Consider the following 16,320-nt stretch of genomic DNA (forward strand, 5'->3'; position numbering starts at 1 on the left):
CCTGAGCGAAGTCGAAGGGCCTTCGCCCCTATCCCCGCTTCTTCACCAGCGCCGTCCGCAGGCACCGGCACACCACCTCGTCGCGCTGGTTCCGCGCCTCGTGCCGGAACGTCACCAGCCCCGCGCCCGGTCGCGACTTGCTCTCCCGAAGCGCCGTCACCTCGCTCGTCGCGTGCAGCGTGTCGCCCAGGAAGACCGGCGCGGGCATGACCAGTTCGTCATAGCCGAGATTGGCGACCAGCGTCCCCAGCGTCGTCTCCCCCACCGACAGCCCGACCATCAGCGAAAAGGTGAAGGTGCCGTTGACGAGGATCTGCCCGAACTCGCTGGCCCGTGCGGCTTCCGCATCGATGTGCAGCGGTTGCGGATTGTGCGTCATGGTCGAGAAGAGGAGATTGTCCGTCTCGGTCACGGTGCGGCGGATCGGATGGTCGATCCGGTCGCCGATGGTCCAGTCCTCGAAGAAGCGTCCGCTCATGCCGCATCCTCCGCGACGATGCGGACCAGCGCAATGCCCTCCGCCACCTGCCCGCCGGTCTGGGCCTTCAGGTCGGTGACGATGCCGTCGAAGGGCGCGGTCAGGACATGCTCCATCTTCATCGCCTCCAGCGTGACGAGCGGCTGGCCCACGCTGACCGTCTGTCCCTCGGTCACCGCGACCGCGATGATCCGGCCGGGCATGGGCGACAGGATCGCGCCATCCCCCGCCCCGCCCGCCGCCAGCCCATCGGCGCGCCAGCGGGTGAAGGACCAGCTTTGCCCGCCCTCCGAGATCAGCACCTGATCGGTCGGTGCCGGGGGCACATCGCCCGCCTCGCTGAAATCGACGGTGATCGGCCGCCCGTCGAGCAGGAAGCGCGCGCTCCGCCTCGGCGCCGCATTGAGGCGGAAGCCGGTCAGTTCGTCCTGCCCGATCAGCGCGGCGGCGGCTTCGGCCAGCGCTTCCTCGGACGGCTCGGGCGGCGGCATCAGCGCCTCGCCCTCGCGCGCGATCAGGCCGGTATCGACCCGGCCGCGCGCGAAATCGACATGGTCGAGCGTCTGGACCAGAAAGCCCGCATTGGTGCGCACCGGCCAGATCACCGCCTCGTCCAGCGCATCGGCCAGCGCCTCGCGCGCCTCCTCGCGGGTGTCGCCATGCGCGATGACCTTGGCGATCATCGGGTCGTACCAGGGGGTAATCTCCGCACCTTCCTCGACCCCGGTGTCGATGCGGATCGCCGGGTCGTCGCCCAGGTCGAACACCTCGAGCGTGCCGATCGCGGGCAGGAACCCCTTGGCCGGGTCCTCGGCATAGAGCCGGGCCTCGATGGCATGACCCTGGATGGAGAGATCGCCCTGCGTCATCGGCAAGGACTCCCCCGCCGCGACGCGGAGTTGCCATTCGACCAGATCGACGCCGGTGATCGCCTCGGTGACGGGATGCTCGACCTGGAGGCGGGTGTTCATCTCCATGAACCACACCCGATCGGCGCGCAGCCCTTCGGAGGCGTCGGCGATGAACTCGATCGTGCCCGCCCCGACATAATCCACCGCCTGCGCGGCGCGGACCGCAGCGGCGCAGACCGCTTGCCGGGTGGCATCGTCCATGCCGGGTGCGGGGGCTTCCTCGATGACCTTCTGGTGGCGGCGTTGCAGCGAACAGTCGCGCTCGAACAGATGGACGACCTGCCCGTGGCGGTCGCCGAAGACCTGCACCTCGATATGGCGCGGCGAGAGGATATATTTCTCGATCAGCACCCGGTCGTCGCCGAACGACGATGCCGCCTCGCGACGGCAGGAGGCCAGCGCCTCGGCAAAACCGGCGGGGTCGTCGACCCGGCGCATCCCCTTGCCGCCGCCGCCCGCCACCGCCTTGATGAGCACCGGATAGCCGATCGCGTCGGCCTCGGCGGCGAGGCGGTCGGGGTTCTGGTCCTCCCCCAGATAGCCGGGGGTGACTGGCACCCCTGCAGCGATCATCCGCGCCTTGGCGGCGTCCTTCAGACCCATGGCGCGGATGCTGTCGGGATCGGGGCCGACCCAGACCAGGCCGGCGGCGATCACCTTCTCGGCAAACTCGGCATTTTCGGACAGGAAGCCGTAGCCGGGATGGATCGCCTCCGCCCCGCTCTCGCGCGCGGCGGCGAAGATGCGGTCGGCGTCCAGATAGCTTTCGCGCGCCGGGGCGGGGCCGATGGCGACGGCTTCATCGGCGAGCCGGACGTGGAGCGCCCGCGCATCCGCTTCGGAGTAAACCGCGATGGTGCGCAGACCCATGTCGCGCGCCGTGCGGATGATGCGGCAAGCGATCTCGCCGCGATTGGCGATGAGGAGGCTGTTCATCATCAGGATTCCAGCTTGAACATGATGGCACCCGGGCGTTCGGCGATGGCGTCGAAGATCACGGTCAGGATGCGATCGAAACGCTCACCGATCACCTTTCGCGCCGCGGCGGCGTTGGTGATAGACAAGCTGATCGGCGGATCGACGACCGCGACCAGCAGGTCGAACAGCGCGTCCAGGTTGCCGCCATACCATGTGACGCCCGATGCCTCGCGGATGCGGGCGTGGAAATCGGCCTCGTCCACCAGGGTCGCGCCGTCGATGGTCAGGTCCATCGGCATCACATCCGGAACACCCCGAAGCGGGGCGCCTCCGCGATCGGTGCATTCAGGCACGCCTCCAGCGCCAGTCCCAGCACATCGCGCGTCTGTGCCGGGTCGATGATCCCGTCATCCCACAGCCGCGCGGTCGCGTACCAGGGATTGCCTTCGTCCTCATAACGCTGGCGGATCGGGGCCTTGAACGCCTCCGCCTCGTCCGGCGTCCAGCTGTCTGCATCGCGGTGGACCGTCGCCAGCACGCTCGCCGCCTGTTCGCCGCCCATTACGCTGATCCGCGCATTGGGCCAGGTGAACAGGAAGCGCGGAGAATAGGCCCGCCCGCACATGCCGTAATTCCCCGCGCCGAAACTACCACCGATCAGCACGGTGATCTTGGGCACCTGCGCGGTCGCCACCGCCGTCACCAGCTTGGCGCCATGCTTGGCGATTCCTTCCGCCTCGTAACGGCCCCCGACCATGAAGCCGGAGATATTCTGAAGGAACAGCAAGGGGATACGCCGCTGGCAGGCCAGCTCGATGAAATGCGCGCCTTTCTGCGCACTCTCGGAAAAGAGCACGCCGTTATTCGCCAGGATGGCGACCGGCTTGCCGTGGATATGCGCGAAACCGCAGACCAGGCTCGCGCCGTACAGCGCCTTGAATTCGTGGAAGCGCGATCCGTCGACCAGCCGAGCGATGACCTCATGCACGTCATAAGGCGCCCGCACATCCTGGGGGATCAGGCCGTACAGCTCCTCGGCCGGATAAAGCGGTTCGTCGGCATCGGAGAGGTTCACCTCCGGCAGCATCTGCGGCGGCAGCGTCGCGACGATGTCGCGGACGATCGACAGGGCATGATCGTCATCCTGCGCGACATGGTCGACCACGCCCGACTTGCGGCCATGGGTGTCCGCGCCGCCCAGTTCCTCGGCAGAAATGACCTCGCCCGTCGCCGCCTTCACCAGCGGCGGCCCGGCTAGGAAGATCGTCCCCTGCCCGCGCACGATCACGGTCTCGTCCGACATGGCGGGGACATAGGCGCCGCCCGCCGTACAGCTGCCCATGACGCAGGCGATCTGAGGGATGCCCGCCGCCGACATCTGCGCCTGGTTGAAGAAAATGCGGCCGAAATGATCGCGGTCGGGAAACACCTCGGCCTGGTGCGGCAGGTTCGCGCCGCCGCTGTCGACAAGATAGATGCAGGGCAGCCGGTTCTCGAGCGCAATCTCCTGCGCGCGGAGGTGCTTCTTGACCGTCATCGGGTAATAGGTGCCGCCCTTCACCGTCGCGTCATTGGCGACGATCATCACCTGCCGTCCATGGACCCGGCCGATCCCAGCAATCACCCCCGCACCCGGCACGGCGTCGTCATACAGGCCATTGGCGGCAAGCTGGCCGATTTCCAGGAAGGGCGAGCCCGCATCGAGCAACTGTTCGGCGCGATCGCGCGGCAACAGCTTGCCCCGCGCGACGTGGCGTTCGCGCGACGCCTCGCTCCCGCCCAGCCCGGCGCGTGCAACGTCCTTCCGCAAGCGCTCGGCCAGCGCGCGGTTGTGATCGGCATTGGCGCGGAACGCCGCATCGTCCCGTACGAGGCGCGAGGCGATCACCGCACCCATGTTTCGCTCCCCATGCTCATTGCGCCACCTTTTCGAGCTTGCCGATCAGTTCGCGGCCGATCAGCATCCGGCGGATTTCATTGGTCCCCGCCCCGATGTCGAGCAGCTTGGCATCGCGCGCGAAGCGTTCAACCGGCCAGTCCTTGGTATAACCCGCCCCGCCCAGCGCCTGGATCGCCTCCATCGCCACCTTCACCGCATTTTCGCTGGCCAGCAGGATCGCGCCCGCCGCGTCGAACCGCGTCGTCCGTCCGGCATCGCAACTCCGCGCCACCGCATAGACATAGGCCCGCGCGGAATTGAGCGCGACGTACATGTCGGCGACCTTGGCCTGGATCAGCTGGAACTCGCCGATCGCGCGGCCGAACTGGCGCCGCTCGCGGACATAGGGCACGACCACGTCAAGGCACGCCTGCATGATGCCCAGCTGAATCCCCGCCAGCACCGCGCGTTCATAGTCGAGCCCGCTCATCAGCACGCCGACGCCGCCATTCACGGGCCCCATCACCTGCGCGTCCGACACGAAACAGTCGCTGAAGACCAGTTCGGCGGTCGGGCTGCCCCGCATGCCCATCTTGTCGATCTTCTGCCCGATCGCGAAGCCCGCCATGTCCTTTTCGATCAGGAAGGCGGTTATCCCCCGGCTGCCCTCGCCCGTCTTGGCATAGACGACCAAAGTGTCGGCATAGGGCGCGTTGGTGATCCAGAATTTGGTGCCGTTCAGCACCCAGCCGCCATCGGCCTTCACGGCCCGCAGCTTCATCGAGACGACGTCCGACCCGGCCGACACTTCCGACATGGCCAGGCTGCCGACATGCTCGCCAGAGATCAGGCCGGGGAGGTATTTCGCCTTTTGCTCGGGGCTGCCCCAGCGGCGGATCTGGTTGACGCACAGATTGGAATGCGCACCATAGGACAGTCCGAGCGATGCCGAGGCGCGCGACACTTCCTCGATCGCGACGACATGCTCCAGATAGCCCAGACCCAGCCCGCCATCAGCTTCGTCGACGGTGATGCCGTGCAGACCCAGCGCACCCATTTCGGGCCAGATGTCGCGCGGGAACCAGTCCTCTGCGTCCATGCGCGCGGCCAGCGGGGCGATCCGGTCGGTGGCGAAACGGCGGGTCGCCTCACGGATCATGTCCGCACTCTCGCCGAGCGCGAAGTCGAAATCGTCGATCATGTCCTCTCCAAAACGGCTCTTTGAGTCCGTTGCCCCGTTTTAAACGGAAATTACCCAAACGCGCAATCTTCGTTCCAAGCCGGAGGGCACATAACCGTGCGCGCGGATCGAATACGCGATCCAAACATTTGCAAGCTTATGCAAAAGCCGCCATGCATCAGGAACGAGAGGATTTATTGACCTGATGGCCACCCGCCCCGTTGCCACCGATCCAGGCCAGGATATCACCGCCTGCGATCGGGAACCTATCCATATACCCGGGGCGATACAGCCACATGGCCTGCTGCTGGTCGTTGACTCGGCGTCGGACCATATCGTCGCGGGTGCGGGTGCAATCGAGGAGCGGCTTGCCCCCGAATGGCTGGACCGCCCGCTCGCCGAAATCCTGGGCGATCATGTCGCGAATATGGTTGCTGCGATGCCGATCGGGCCCGGATCCATGGTCGCCGCCGTTTCCGTCGAGGGGCTGGGCGAAGCCTTTTCCGTCACCGCCCACCGCGTTGCGGGCGAGCGTGTCCTGATCGAGCTGGAACCCGGCATCGTCGATGCGCCATGGGGCCGGGGCAGTCCGCTGGCCTGGCTGGACGCGGCAGCCACCAGTTTCGAGCGGACGGGCGACCTGTCGATGCTGTTCGACCGGGCGGCGACGACGTTCCGACAGTTGACCGGGTTCGACCGGGTGATGATCTATCGCTTTCTGGACGAGGATGCCGGTCACGTCGTCGCGGAGGCGCGCGCACCCGAACTCCATTCCTTCCTGCATCATCATTTCCCCGCATCGGACATTCCGAAACAGGCCCGTGCGCTTTACGTCCGCAACCGCACGCGCAGCATTCCCGATGTCGCCTATGTCCCCGCACCGCTCCGCCCTGCCGGGTTCGAGACGCTGGACCTGAGCGATGTCGCCTTGCGCAGCGTGTCGCCCATCCATCTGCGCTATCTGGCAAATATGGGTGTGGTCGCATCGGCGTCGATCTCGATCGTCAAGGATGGGGTGTTGTGGGGGATGGTCGCCTGCCACCACCATAGCCCACGTCTCCTGTCCGCCGAGTTGCGCGCCGCCGCCGCCGCGCTCGCCAGCGGGCTGGCGCGTCAGATTCGCGGTCGCGAGGAAGCCGAGCTCTATCGCGAGCGGCTTCGCCTGCGCGCGGCGGAGGACGGCATCTTGCCGCGCATCATCGGACTGGGCGACATCGTCCCCGCCATTCGCCGCCTGATGCCCGACATGATGACCATGCTGGGCGCGACCGGCTTCGCGATCGTCGAGAAGGGCAAGGTCCATGACCATGGCATCTGTCCGCCCGCACTGGCATCGCTGGACATCGCCCAGACGGTGACCACCCGTACCGGCGGCGAATTGTTCGTCACCCATGAGCTGTCGGAGGTGATGCCCGACACGGCACCCCTGGCCGCGAAGGCCAGCGGGCTGCTGGCGCTGCCGCTGGTCGATGGCGGAATCACGCTGCTGTGGTTCCGCGCCGAGCAGGTCGAGGAAGTCGAATGGGCGGGCAATCCGCACAAGTCGGTCGCGCTGACCCCGGATGCCACGCTGACCCCGCGTGCGTCGTTCGAGAGCTGGCGCGAGACGGTACGCGGCCGTTCGCGGCGCTGGACGATGGAGGAGGTCGAGTCCGCCCATCGCATCCGCCGCGCCCTGCATGAAGCGTCGCAGAACCATCGGCTGCGCGGACTGAACACCGCGCTGCAACGGACGCTGGACGACAAGGACGCACTCCTGGTGCAGAAGGACGTGCTGATGAAGGAGGTGGACCACCGCGTCCAGAACAGCCTTCAGCTCGTGTCCTCCTTCCTCGCGCTCCAGGCCAAGGCGGCGGGCGACCCACGCGTGCGCGAGCAGCTGAACGAGGCGCAGGCCCGGCTGTCGGCCGTCGCGCTGGTCCATCGGCGGCTCTACCGCGACGACCAGATCCAAACGGTCGACCTTGCCCGTTATCTGGAAGATCTGGTCGGCGACATGCGGCAATCCATGGGACGAGACTGGTCGGCGATGATGCGCCTGGATTTGACGCCGGTCCTTATGCCGACCGACCGCGCGATCAACCTCGGCCTGGTCACCACCGAGCTGATCATCAACGCCACCAAATATGCCTATGACGGCGCGCCGGGGCCGGTGACGATCACGCTGGAGCAATATGGTCATCGTCTTCGCCTGATCGTCGCGGACGAGGGACGCGGCAAGGGGGATGACGAGGCCGATGACGGTCACGGCTTTGGCAGCCGGATGATGGCCGCGATGATGCAGCGCCTGTCGGGCACGATCGAATATGACGACAACCGACCGGGCCTTCGCGCCATCGTGATCGCCCCGATCGCGGATTAAGGGGCGATCCGCGACACGGCGGGTGGCTCAGGACGGGTGGCGGGGGCTAGGCCGCCCGCCCGTATAATGCGAAGACGGTCGTCGCCGCCGCAACGGCACGGTTGATCCACGGATCGCCCATCGCTGCCGCATCCAGCGCATGGCGGAAATCGCGCCATTCCCCCGGGCCGAAAGTCGATTCGAGATAAGCCCTGGGGAGCCCCTCCCCCACTTGCCGGGCCAGCATCGCGCCGCCCAACCGCGACCCTTCGGTGACGTACAGCGCTCCCCACCGCGCCGCCTCGTCCCCCGGCAGATCGATCGTCATCGGTTCGGGCATGTCCCGCCCCAACACCGCAAGGTCGGCCGCCAGCGCGTCCCGACGCGACCGCCATGGGAAGCCGACCTCATGCGCCGCCAGCCAGTCCTCGACCGCCGGAAGCGCGCGGGCGTGGGCGATCAGGAAAGCCGTATAGCTTTCCCGATCGTCCAGCCGATATCGACCATAGGCGGCATCCACCGCCTCATGCGCGGGGCCGGTTCGCTCGCGCAGGACCAGCGACGCGGTGAAGTTCACTTCAGGCAGGCGACGATCCCCGCAATGACCGCCAGCGTCTCTTCCGGATCGCGCACGCGCACCGTGTCGAGGCCCAGTTCCTTGGCGGGATAGTCGTTGCCACCGGGGAAGATCGCGTCGCCGATGAACATCATCGCATCCAGCGCAATGCCGCTGGCGTCATGCAGCTTCTTGAGACCATAAGCCTTGTCGACGCCCTCGCGGGTGATGTCGATCGAGGTCGCGCCGCCCATGTTGATCGACAGGCCCGGCAGGCGTTGCTTGAGGTCGGCCTGGATGACCTTGCGCTTCTCGAACTTGGGGTCCCAATGTTCCTTGGCGTCGATCGGCGCCTGCTGGCCGAGCGCGGAGAAGGTGATCTGGCTGCCGCGATCCTCGATCCGCTCGCCCCAGGTCTGCTCGGGCACGAAGCCGGTCGCCTCCAGCGAGGCGTCGAACGCCTCCAGGATCTTGGCCTTGGTCGCATCGTCGAACAGCTCGGCATAGACCGGGGTCCATTGGCCGTCCTGATAGGTATAGAGCTTGGTGCCGGTCGTCGGCATCAGCCACAGCTTGGTGCGGTCGGCGCGCTCCGGAAGGCGGCTCGCCACCTGCTTGTCGAACTGCGGCCAGTCACCGCCCGAGATCACTGCGACATGCGCGACGTCGAGCAGGTCGGCCAGCGCCTCCCCCATCGGCTCGCCCAAGGGCTGTTTGCTTTCGGCCAGCGTACCGTCGAGGTCGAACGCAACCAGTTGCTTCATGAAGCGACTCCAATTCGGGGAAAGATGATGGTGTCGATGGCATAGGCTACGCCATCGTCTGCATTGGAACGGGTGTGTACCGAAATCTGTTCCCTGACCGCATCCGGCGCATTCGCCATCACGATCGGCAGGCCCGCGCGGGTCAGCATGGGAAGGTCGTTGGCCTGATCGCCCAGCACCGCCACCTCGTCCAGCGACACGCCGAACGCCTTGGCCAGGGTCGCCACGCCGTCGCCCTTATTGGCCTCAAGCGCGGTCACGTCGAGATAATAGGTCTGCGACTGGGCGATGGTCGCCGCCGACCCGTGCGCCGCGTTGGCCTGTTCATGCAGACCGCGCAGCAACTTGGCATCGTCGCTGACCAGGGTGATTTTGTCGACCTTGTCGATCAGCGCGGAAAAGTCCTGCGCGATGACCGGCTCCTGCGACGAAGCCTTGCGCTCGTGATCGACATGGGTCCCCTCACCGCTGCTGGCATACCAGCGATCGTCGGCGAAGACCCAGATGGCGACGGGGTGGTCCGCCGCCATCGCCAGCACGTCCTTTACGACATCAACCGGCACGCGGAACCGAGCATCGATGCCGCCATCGCGGCGGAACACCGTCCCGCCATTGAACGCGCCGATCGGTGCATCGATGGCCAGTTCGTCGGCCAGCCATCCCAGCCCCGAACGAGGCCGGGCGCTGATGATGGTGAAGCCGACCCCCGCCGCCTCCAGCCGCTTGACGGCGGCAATGGTGGCGGCGCGCAGCTTCTTGTCGGGGTCGACGAGCGTGCCGTCGACGTCCGACACGACAAGCCGGATCGGCAGGCTCATTGCGGGATTTCGGTATGGCCGCCAAAGCCGAAGCGCATCGCCGACAGCACCTTGTCGCCATAGGTATGATCGATCCGGCTGCGATAACGCGCGAAGAGCGAGGCGGTCAGGACGTTGGCCGGGACCTTCTCCTCCATCGCCGCGTCGATCGTCCACTGGCCCTCGCCCGAATCGGCGACATGGCCAGAGAACTGCTCGAGCATCTCGTCCTTGGCCAGCGCGATCGCGGTCAGGTCGAGCAGCCAGGACGAGATCACGCTGCCGCGACGCCAGACCTCGGCGATGTCGGTCAGGTTCAGGTCGAAACGCTCGTCCTCGGGCAGCTTGTCGCTGTTCTTCGACTTCAGAATGTCGAAGCCCTCGGCATAGGCCTGCATCAGGCCATACTCGATGCCGTTGTGGATCATCTTGACGAAGTGACCGGCACCGGCGGGACCCGCATGGATATAGCCCTTCTCGGCGCGCTGATCGACCTTCTCGGCGATGCGGCCCGGTGTGCGGACGATATCGCCCAGCCCCGGCGCCAGCGCGTCGAAGATCGGGTCGAGATGGTCGACCGTTTCCTTGTCGCCGCCGATCATCATGCAATAGCCGCGCTCCAGGCCCCAGACGCCGCCCGAGGTGCCGACATCGACATAATGGATGCCCTGTTCGGCCAGCGACTTGGCGCGGCGAATGTCGTCCTTGTAAAAGCTGTTGCCGCCGTCGATCACGACGTCGCCGTCCTTGGCCAGCTTGGCGATTTCCGCGATCGTGTCCTCGGTCGGGCCGCCGGCGGGCAGCATCACCCACCAGATCGCCTTGTCGGCGAGCTTGGTGGCCATGTCCTCAAGCCCCGTGGCTGCTTCCGCGCCGTCCTTGGCGAGCGCCTGCACCGCCTCGTCGCTGCGATCCCAGGCCACAACCTGATGCCCAGCCTGCATCAGGCGACGCGCGATATTGCCACCCATGCGGCCGAGGCCGACCAGACCGATCTTCATTCGGAACTCCATTATGTTTTTGATGTCGTAGAAAGTGAAAGGCCCCCTTCCCGCCTTGGGAAGGGGGCCTGTCGGATCAGGCCGCTTCGGGCTGCTTCTGCCCGATCGCGCCGAGCAGATCGTCGAACGCCTTGACGAAGGAGGCCACCCCCTCCGCGACCAGCGTGCCGGTCACGCCGTCCAGGTCCAGGCCCAACCGCTCGGCCTCGGCAAGCACGTGCTTCGCCTCGTCGGTATCGGCGGTCAGCGTCTCGGCCACCGTGCCATGGTCGCGGAAGGCGTCCATGGTCTTGGGCGGCATGGTGTTGACCGTGTCCGGCCCGATCAGCGTGTCGATATAGAGCGTGTCGGGGAAGGACGGGTCCTTGGTCCCGGTCGACGCCCAGAGCAGCCGCTGCGGCTGTGCGCCCTTGGCGGCCAGCGCCTGCCAGCGGTCGGACTTCAGGAAATCCAGATACCACTGATACGCCATCTTGGCGTTGGCGATCGCGACCTTGCCGCGCACGGCCTTCAGCGCATCCGCCTCGGCATCACCCGCCGCGACACGGTCATCGATCTTCTTGTCGATCGCCGAATCGATACGGCTGACGAAGAAACTGGCGACGCTGGCGATCCGGTAGATCGGCTGACCGGCCTTGACCCGCTCTTCCAGCCCGGCCGCATAGGCCTCGGCCACCTTGATATAGGCGGCCTTCGAGAAGAGCAGCGTGACGTTGACGTTGATCCCCTTGGCGATGGTCGCCGAGATCGCCGGTGCGCCCGCGTCGGTGCCGGGGATCTTGATCATCAGGTTGGGGCGGTCGACCGCGTGCCACAGCTTCTCGGCCTCGGCGATGGTCGCGTCGGTGTCGTCGGCGATATAGGGCGACACCTCCAGGCTGACATAGCCATCCTTGGCGTCGAGACGGTCATAGACGGGCTTCAACGTTTCCGCCGCCGCCTTGATGTCCTGAATCGCCAGATGCTCGTAACGGTCGATGGTCGCCGCGCCGGGGTTTTCCTTGTCGAACGCCGCCAGCGTGCCGTCATAGGCATCGCCATGCCCCATCGCCTTTTCGAAGATCGACGGGTTGGAGGTGACGCCGGTCAGCCCGTCCTCGGCGACGAGCTTTTCCAAGCCCTTCGCCTCGAGGAACTTGCGATCGACGAAATCGAGCCAGGGGGCGCAGCCCTTGGCGCCCAGTTCCGACAGCTTGCTCATCACTTGGTCTCCAGCATTTCGCGGGCCACCTTCACGACATTGTCGTGGGTGAAGCCATACTTGTCCTGCAACTTGGCAAGCGGCGCCGAAGCGCCGAAGGTCGACATGGTGATCGTGCGGCCGTCGAACCCGACATAGCGGTCCCAGCCGATCGACCCGGCCTGCTCGACCGCCAGACGCTTGGTGACGCCCTTCGGCAGGACGCTTTCCTTGTATTCGGCGTCCTGCAGCTCGAAACGATACCAGCTCGGCAGCGAGACGACGCGCGCCTTGATGCCGTCGGCCTTCAACGTCTCATAGGCGTCCGTCACCAGCGACAGTTCCGACCCCGTTGCGATGAGGATGATGTCGGGTGTGCCGTCGCAATCCGCAAGGACGTAACCGCCCTTCTTCACGCCCGAAGCGGGCGCATATTTGCCGCGATCGAGGGTGGGGAGCGCCTGACGCGAGAAGATCAGCGCGGTCGGGTGGCTGGCCGACTCGACGGCGCAGCGCCACGCCTCGGCCACTTCGTTCGCATCGCCGGGGCGGATGGTGTCGAGGCCGGGGATCGCACGCAGCGTCGCCAGATGCTCGATCGGCTGATGGGTCGGGCCGTCCTCGCCCACGCCGATCGAGTCGTGCGTGAAAACGAACACCGCCCCCAGTTCCATGATCGCGGCGAGGCGGATCGGCGCGCGCATATAGTCGGAGAAGACCAGGAAGGTCGCGCCATAGGAGCGCAGGTGCGACAGCGCCATGCCGTCGACGATCGCGCCCATCGAATGCTCGCGCACGCCGAAGTGGAAATTGCGCCCCTCATAGCTGCCCGGCTGGAACGAACCGCCATCCTTGATCAGCGTCTTGGTCGAGGGCGCGAGGTCGGCCGAGCCGCCGATCAGCCACGGCACCTTGGCGGCGATGGCGTTCTGCACCTTGCCGCCCGAGTCGCGGCTGGCAATGCCCTTGGCATCCGCCTCGAACACCGGAATGTCGCTGTCCCAGCCCTCGGGGAGCTTGTCGGCGAGCATCGCGTCGAGCTCGGCGGCGAGTTCGGGATATTCGGCGCGGTAGCGATCGGTCATCGCAACCCATTCGTCGCGCAGCGGCTTGCCGCGGCCCTCGATCGCACTGCGGAACGCTTCGCACACGCCATCGGGGACCAGGAACTTGGCGTTCTCGGGCCAGCCATAGGCCTTCTTGGTCGCGCGGATCGCATCCTCGCCCAGCGGCTCGCCATGCGCCTTCTCGCTGCCTGCCTTGGGGCTGCCATAGCCGATCACCGACTTCACGACGATGAAGGTCGGCTTGTCCTGGGTCGCCTTGAAGGTGTCGAGCGCGGCGGTCAGCGCACCCACGTCATTGGCGTCGTCGACATGGATGACGTTCCAGCCATAGGCCTCGAACCGCTTGCCGACATCCTCGTTGAACGCGATGTCGGTGCCGCCCTCGATCGAGATCTGGTTCGAATCGTAGATCCAGCAGAGGTTGGACAATTTGAGGTGGCCGGCGGTCGAAGCCGCTTCCGAGGCCACGCCCTCCATCATGTCGCCGTCGCCGCACACGACATAGACGTCATGGTCGAAGATCGGGAAACCCTCGCGGTTAAAATGGGCGGCCAGCCAGCGCTCGGCGATCGCCATGCCGACCGAGTTGCCGCAACCGGCGCCCAGCGGACCGGTCGTCGTCTCGACGCCGGTGGTGTGGCGATATTCGGGGTGGCCCGGCGTCTTCGAGTTGAGCTGGCGGAAACCCTTCAGGTCCTCCAGGCTCAGCGCGGGCTTGCCGGACTTGTTGCCGTCCGCGTCGATCTCCTCGATTCCCGCCAGGTGGATCAGCGAGTAGAGCAGCATCGAGGCATGGCCGACCGACAGCACGAAGCGGTCGCGATTGGGCCAATCGGCATGCGCGGGGTCGTAGCGCAGAAATTTCGACCAGATGGTATGACCGACGGGCGCGAGCGCCATGGGGGTGCCGGGGTGGCCCGAATTGGCCTGCTGCACCGCATCCATCGACAGGGTGCGGATGGTGTCGATGGTCAGTCGCTCGATCGACCCGTCTTCATGCAGATGGGTATCGGCCACGGCGTGGGTGGTGGCGTCGGTCATGGAGTCTGGCCTCATCCTTCGTTATGTGATCGAACGCGTCCGCGCTCGCTCTGGTTGCCATGCGCGACCGGCCTTAGCGCGGGTTCCGCCCCCGTTCCAGCCGGGTAACAATCCCGCCATCGGCAATATAGGCCGCGTCGATTTCGCGCAGGAACAGACCATGCCCGACAACGCCCGGTATCGCTACCAGAGAATCCGCCAGGGTCTGTAGCGCGGTGTCGTCCCAGCCATGGCCGTCGACGACGATATTGCCATTGTCGGTGCGATAATTGGGTCGTTCGGCTGTCCGGTCGAAGAAATGGGCCAATCGCGCAACAACATAGCTCTTGGCAAAGGGCAGGATTTCGACCGGCAGCGGGGTGCCGCCCAACCGTTGCGCCCGCTTCGAACCATCGGCGATCACGATCATCCGGTCGGCGGCGTCCGCCACCACCTTCTCGCGCAGCATCGCGCCGCCCGCTCCTTTGACCGCATACAGTTCCGCGTCGATCGCATCCGCACCGTCGATCGCCAGATCGACCCGCGACACCTCGGCGAAATCGCGCACGCGCAACCCCAGCGATTCGGCCAGCTTCGCACTGGCGTGCGACGTCGCCACCGTCTCAATACGCAGGCGACGCTCGGCCAGCGCGGCAATGGCATGCGTCGCCGTCGAGCCCGTTCCCAGGCCCACCAGCATATCGTCGCATACCTCCCGCACCGCAGCGACTGCGGCTAGGCGCTTGTCGGCGTCCCGATCGATCATGTCTTTTTGAGAATGCATCAGAACCCCAAAAGCTCCCGCATCGCCGGATTTGTCGCAGCGCGACAAATTGCGACAATTAAGGCATCCGCAAATAGGCCATCATCCCTTGCCTTTTCGACCCCGCCTCGTGCACTTTGCCACGAGACAGCAACATTTGCCCGGATCGCGCATTGACGTGCGAGCCGGGCTCCCGCTCGGCATTTCAGGCAGGTGGACGATTTGAACTTTCCAGGCTTTCGCGGGCGCCGGGCGCTTGCCGGCACGGCCATGGTCTTGGCGCTGGCGAGCGTGTCGGCATGCGGTGGTGGTGACAAGGGCGGCGCGTCCAAGGGGGGCGCTGGCGGGCAGCAGCAGACGCCGACCATCGGCTATGTCACCGTGCAGCCGACCAACGCGCCGATCGTGACCGAACTGGCCGCGCGGACCACCGCCTTCGAAAGCTCCGACGTCCGTCCGCAGGTGACCGGCGTCATCCGCCGCCGCTTCTTTACCGAGGGCTCACTCGTCAAGCGGGGCCAGCCGCTCTACGAGATCGATCCGCGCCTCTATCGCGCCTCGGTGAACCAGGCCGCGGCGAACCTGCAAAGCGCGCAGGCCAATGCGGAAGCGACGCGGATACAGGCCGAACGCTATCGCCCGCTGGCGCAGATCGAGGCGATCTCGAAGCAGGATTATACCAACGCCCAGGCATCCGCCCGACAGGCGGCGGCGCAGGTGGCGCAGACCCGTGCCGCGCTGGAGACGGCACGCGTCAATCTGCAATTCACCACCGTCCCCGCCCCGATCAGCGGGCGGATCGGACGCTCGCTGTTCACCGTCGGTGCGCTGGTCAGTTCCAACCAGACCGATCCGCTGGCGCAGATTCAACGACTGGACCCGATCTTCGTCGATATTCAGCAGTCGGCGTCCGACCTGCTGTCGCTTCGCCGCAGCCTGGCGGCCCGCGACGGCCTGATCCCGGCCAGCGCGCGTGTCTCGCTGCGGCTGGAGGACGGGACCGATTACGGCCAGACCGGCACGGTCGAGTTCGCCGAGGCGGTGGTCGATCCGCAGACCGGCACGGTGACGCTGCGTGCGCGCTTCCCCAATCCGCAAGGCCTGCTGCTGCCCGGCATGTTCGTCCGCGCGCGGTTCGCGCAGGCGATCGACACCGGCGCCTATCTGGTCCCGCAACAGGCGATTGCCCGCGATCCGAAGGGCAATGCGACGCTGTTCGTCGTCGGCCCGAACGACAAGGTCCAGCAGAAGACGGTCCGCGCCGAACGCACCCAGGGCGCGTTCTGGGTGGTCACCGATGGGCTGAAGCCCGGCGACAGGATCGTGACCCAGGGCCTCGCCAATCTGCGCGCAGGGCAGAGCGTGAAGGCGGTCCCCGCCGACAGCCCGCAAAAGGTCCAGCCCCCCTCGCCCGAACAGCTGAAGAAGATGCAGGCCGCCAAGGGCAAGGCGGGCTGACCGAACC

General features: G+C 66.3%; 14 protein-coding genes. 2 read left to right on the forward strand and 12 right to left on the reverse strand.

Annotated elements, in window-relative coordinates; genetic code table 11:
* Positions 1-28 precede the first annotated feature (28 nt).
* The 5 genes from NZL82_RS07390 to NZL82_RS07410 are packed head-to-tail and all read right to left on the reverse strand — an operon-like array spanning position 29 to position 5,387.
* Positions 29-478 carry a MaoC family dehydratase gene (locus NZL82_RS07390; RefSeq protein WP_261269134.1) on the reverse strand — a complete coding sequence of 150 codons (450 nt, stop codon included), beginning with the start codon at positions 476-478 and terminating at the stop codon, positions 29-31.
* Entirely contained in the window at positions 475-2,328 is a 1,854-nt protein-coding gene (locus tag NZL82_RS07395; RefSeq protein WP_261269135.1) for an acetyl/propionyl/methylcrotonyl-CoA carboxylase subunit alpha, read from the reverse strand. The genes NZL82_RS07390 and NZL82_RS07395 overlap by 4 nt, the downstream gene beginning before the upstream one ends.
* The gene (locus tag NZL82_RS07400) at positions 2,328-2,600 is read right to left on the reverse strand and encodes a barstar family protein (protein ID WP_261269136.1); all 273 of its coding nucleotides are present in this window, start codon (positions 2,598-2,600) and stop codon (positions 2,328-2,330) included. Before NZL82_RS07400 ends, NZL82_RS07395 begins: the two co-directional genes overlap by 1 nt.
* A gap of 5 nt (positions 2,601-2,605) precedes the next feature.
* Complete coding sequence (locus tag NZL82_RS07405) at positions 2,606-4,204, reverse strand: carboxyl transferase domain-containing protein (RefSeq protein ID WP_261269137.1); 1,599 nt, start codon at positions 4,202-4,204, stop codon at positions 2,606-2,608.
* Positions 4,205-4,220: 16 nt separating this feature from the next.
* Positions 4,221-5,387, reverse strand: a complete 1,167-nt coding sequence (locus NZL82_RS07410) for an acyl-CoA dehydrogenase family protein (RefSeq protein WP_261269138.1) — start codon at positions 5,385-5,387, stop codon at positions 4,221-4,223.
* A gap of 184 nt (positions 5,388-5,571) precedes the next feature.
* Between NZL82_RS07410 and NZL82_RS07415 the strand changes: the two genes are divergently transcribed.
* Positions 5,572-7,728: a histidine kinase dimerization/phosphoacceptor domain -containing protein gene (locus NZL82_RS07415; RefSeq protein ID WP_261269139.1), complete on the forward strand. Its 2,157-nt coding sequence runs from the start codon at positions 5,572-5,574 to the stop codon at positions 7,726-7,728.
* A 46-nt stretch (positions 7,729-7,774) separates the two neighbouring features.
* Here NZL82_RS07415 and NZL82_RS07420 read toward each other — a convergent pair whose 3' ends face one another.
* From NZL82_RS07420 to rpiA, 7 genes are all read right to left on the reverse strand, one after another.
* Entirely contained in the window at positions 7,775-8,284 is a 510-nt protein-coding gene (locus tag NZL82_RS07420; protein WP_261269140.1) for a biliverdin-producing heme oxygenase, read from the reverse strand.
* Positions 8,281-9,027, reverse strand: a complete 747-nt coding sequence (locus NZL82_RS07425; protein WP_261269141.1) for an HAD-IIB family hydrolase — start codon at positions 9,025-9,027, stop codon at positions 8,281-8,283. The genes NZL82_RS07420 and NZL82_RS07425 overlap by 4 nt, the downstream gene beginning before the upstream one ends.
* Complete coding sequence (locus tag NZL82_RS07430) at positions 9,024-9,845, reverse strand: Cof-type HAD-IIB family hydrolase (RefSeq protein WP_261269142.1); 822 nt, start codon at positions 9,843-9,845, stop codon at positions 9,024-9,026. Before NZL82_RS07430 ends, NZL82_RS07425 begins: the two co-directional genes overlap by 4 nt.
* A complete protein-coding gene (gene gnd / locus NZL82_RS07435) occupies positions 9,842-10,825 on the reverse strand; it encodes a phosphogluconate dehydrogenase (NAD(+)-dependent, decarboxylating) (RefSeq protein ID WP_261269143.1) in 984 nt (327 codons plus the stop codon). Before gnd ends, NZL82_RS07430 begins: the two co-directional genes overlap by 4 nt.
* A gap of 76 nt (positions 10,826-10,901) precedes the next feature.
* Entirely contained in the window at positions 10,902-12,026 is a 1,125-nt protein-coding gene (gene tal / locus NZL82_RS07440; protein WP_261269144.1) for a transaldolase, read from the reverse strand.
* Positions 12,026-14,113, reverse strand: a complete 2,088-nt coding sequence (gene tkt, locus NZL82_RS07445; RefSeq protein WP_261269145.1) for a transketolase — start codon at positions 14,111-14,113, stop codon at positions 12,026-12,028. Before tkt ends, tal begins: the two co-directional genes overlap by 1 nt.
* Before the next feature lie 73 nt (positions 14,114-14,186).
* Positions 14,187-14,858 carry a ribose-5-phosphate isomerase RpiA gene (gene rpiA, locus NZL82_RS07450; protein ID WP_261269146.1) on the reverse strand — a complete coding sequence of 224 codons (672 nt, stop codon included), beginning with the start codon at positions 14,856-14,858 and terminating at the stop codon, positions 14,187-14,189.
* 267 nt (positions 14,859-15,125) lie between these two features.
* On the opposite strand from rpiA, the gene NZL82_RS07455 reads away from it, so the two are divergent.
* A complete protein-coding gene (locus tag NZL82_RS07455) occupies positions 15,126-16,313 on the forward strand; it encodes an efflux RND transporter periplasmic adaptor subunit (protein ID WP_405051353.1) in 1,188 nt (395 codons plus the stop codon).
* Positions 16,314-16,320 lie beyond the last annotated feature (7 nt).

The organism is Sphingomonas sp. LC-1 (assembly GCF_025371035.1).
Lineage (GTDB): Bacteria > Pseudomonadota > Alphaproteobacteria > Sphingomonadales > Sphingomonadaceae > Sphingomonas > Sphingomonas sanguinis_E.

Bases quoted from the DNA above. Each gene is read 5' to 3' on its own strand.
- NZL82_RS07390 (WP_261269134.1), bottom strand. From the start codon at position 478: ATGAGCGGACGCTTCTTCGAGGACTGGACCATCGGCGACCGGATCGAC.
- NZL82_RS07395 (WP_261269135.1), bottom strand. From the start codon at position 2,328: ATGATGAACAGCCTCCTCATCGCCAATCGCGGCGAGATCGCTTGCCGC.
- NZL82_RS07400 (WP_261269136.1), bottom strand. From the start codon at position 2,600: ATGGACCTGACCATCGACGGCGCGACCCTGGTGGACGAGGCCGATTTC.
- NZL82_RS07405 (WP_261269137.1), bottom strand. From the start codon at position 4,204: ATGGGTGCGGTGATCGCCTCGCGCCTCGTACGGGACGATGCGGCGTTC.
- NZL82_RS07410 (WP_261269138.1), bottom strand. From the start codon at position 5,387: ATGATCGACGATTTCGACTTCGCGCTCGGCGAGAGTGCGGACATGATC.
- NZL82_RS07415 (WP_261269139.1), top strand. From the start codon at position 5,572: ATGGCCACCCGCCCCGTTGCCACCGATCCAGGCCAGGATATCACCGCC.
- NZL82_RS07425 (WP_261269141.1), bottom strand. From the start codon at position 9,027: ATGAAGCAACTGGTTGCGTTCGACCTCGACGGTACGCTGGCCGAAAGC.
- NZL82_RS07430 (WP_261269142.1), bottom strand. From the start codon at position 9,845: ATGAGCCTGCCGATCCGGCTTGTCGTGTCGGACGTCGACGGCACGCTC.
- gnd (WP_261269143.1), bottom strand. From the start codon at position 10,825: ATGAAGATCGGTCTGGTCGGCCTCGGCCGCATGGGTGGCAATATCGCG.
- tal (WP_261269144.1), bottom strand. From the start codon at position 12,026: ATGAGCAAGCTGTCGGAACTGGGCGCCAAGGGCTGCGCCCCCTGGCTC.
- tkt (WP_261269145.1), bottom strand. From the start codon at position 14,113: ATGACCGACGCCACCACCCACGCCGTGGCCGATACCCATCTGCATGAA.
- rpiA (WP_261269146.1), bottom strand. From the start codon at position 14,858: ATGATCGATCGGGACGCCGACAAGCGCCTAGCCGCAGTCGCTGCGGTG.
- NZL82_RS07455 (WP_405051353.1), top strand. From the start codon at position 15,126: ATGGTCTTGGCGCTGGCGAGCGTGTCGGCATGCGGTGGTGGTGACAAG.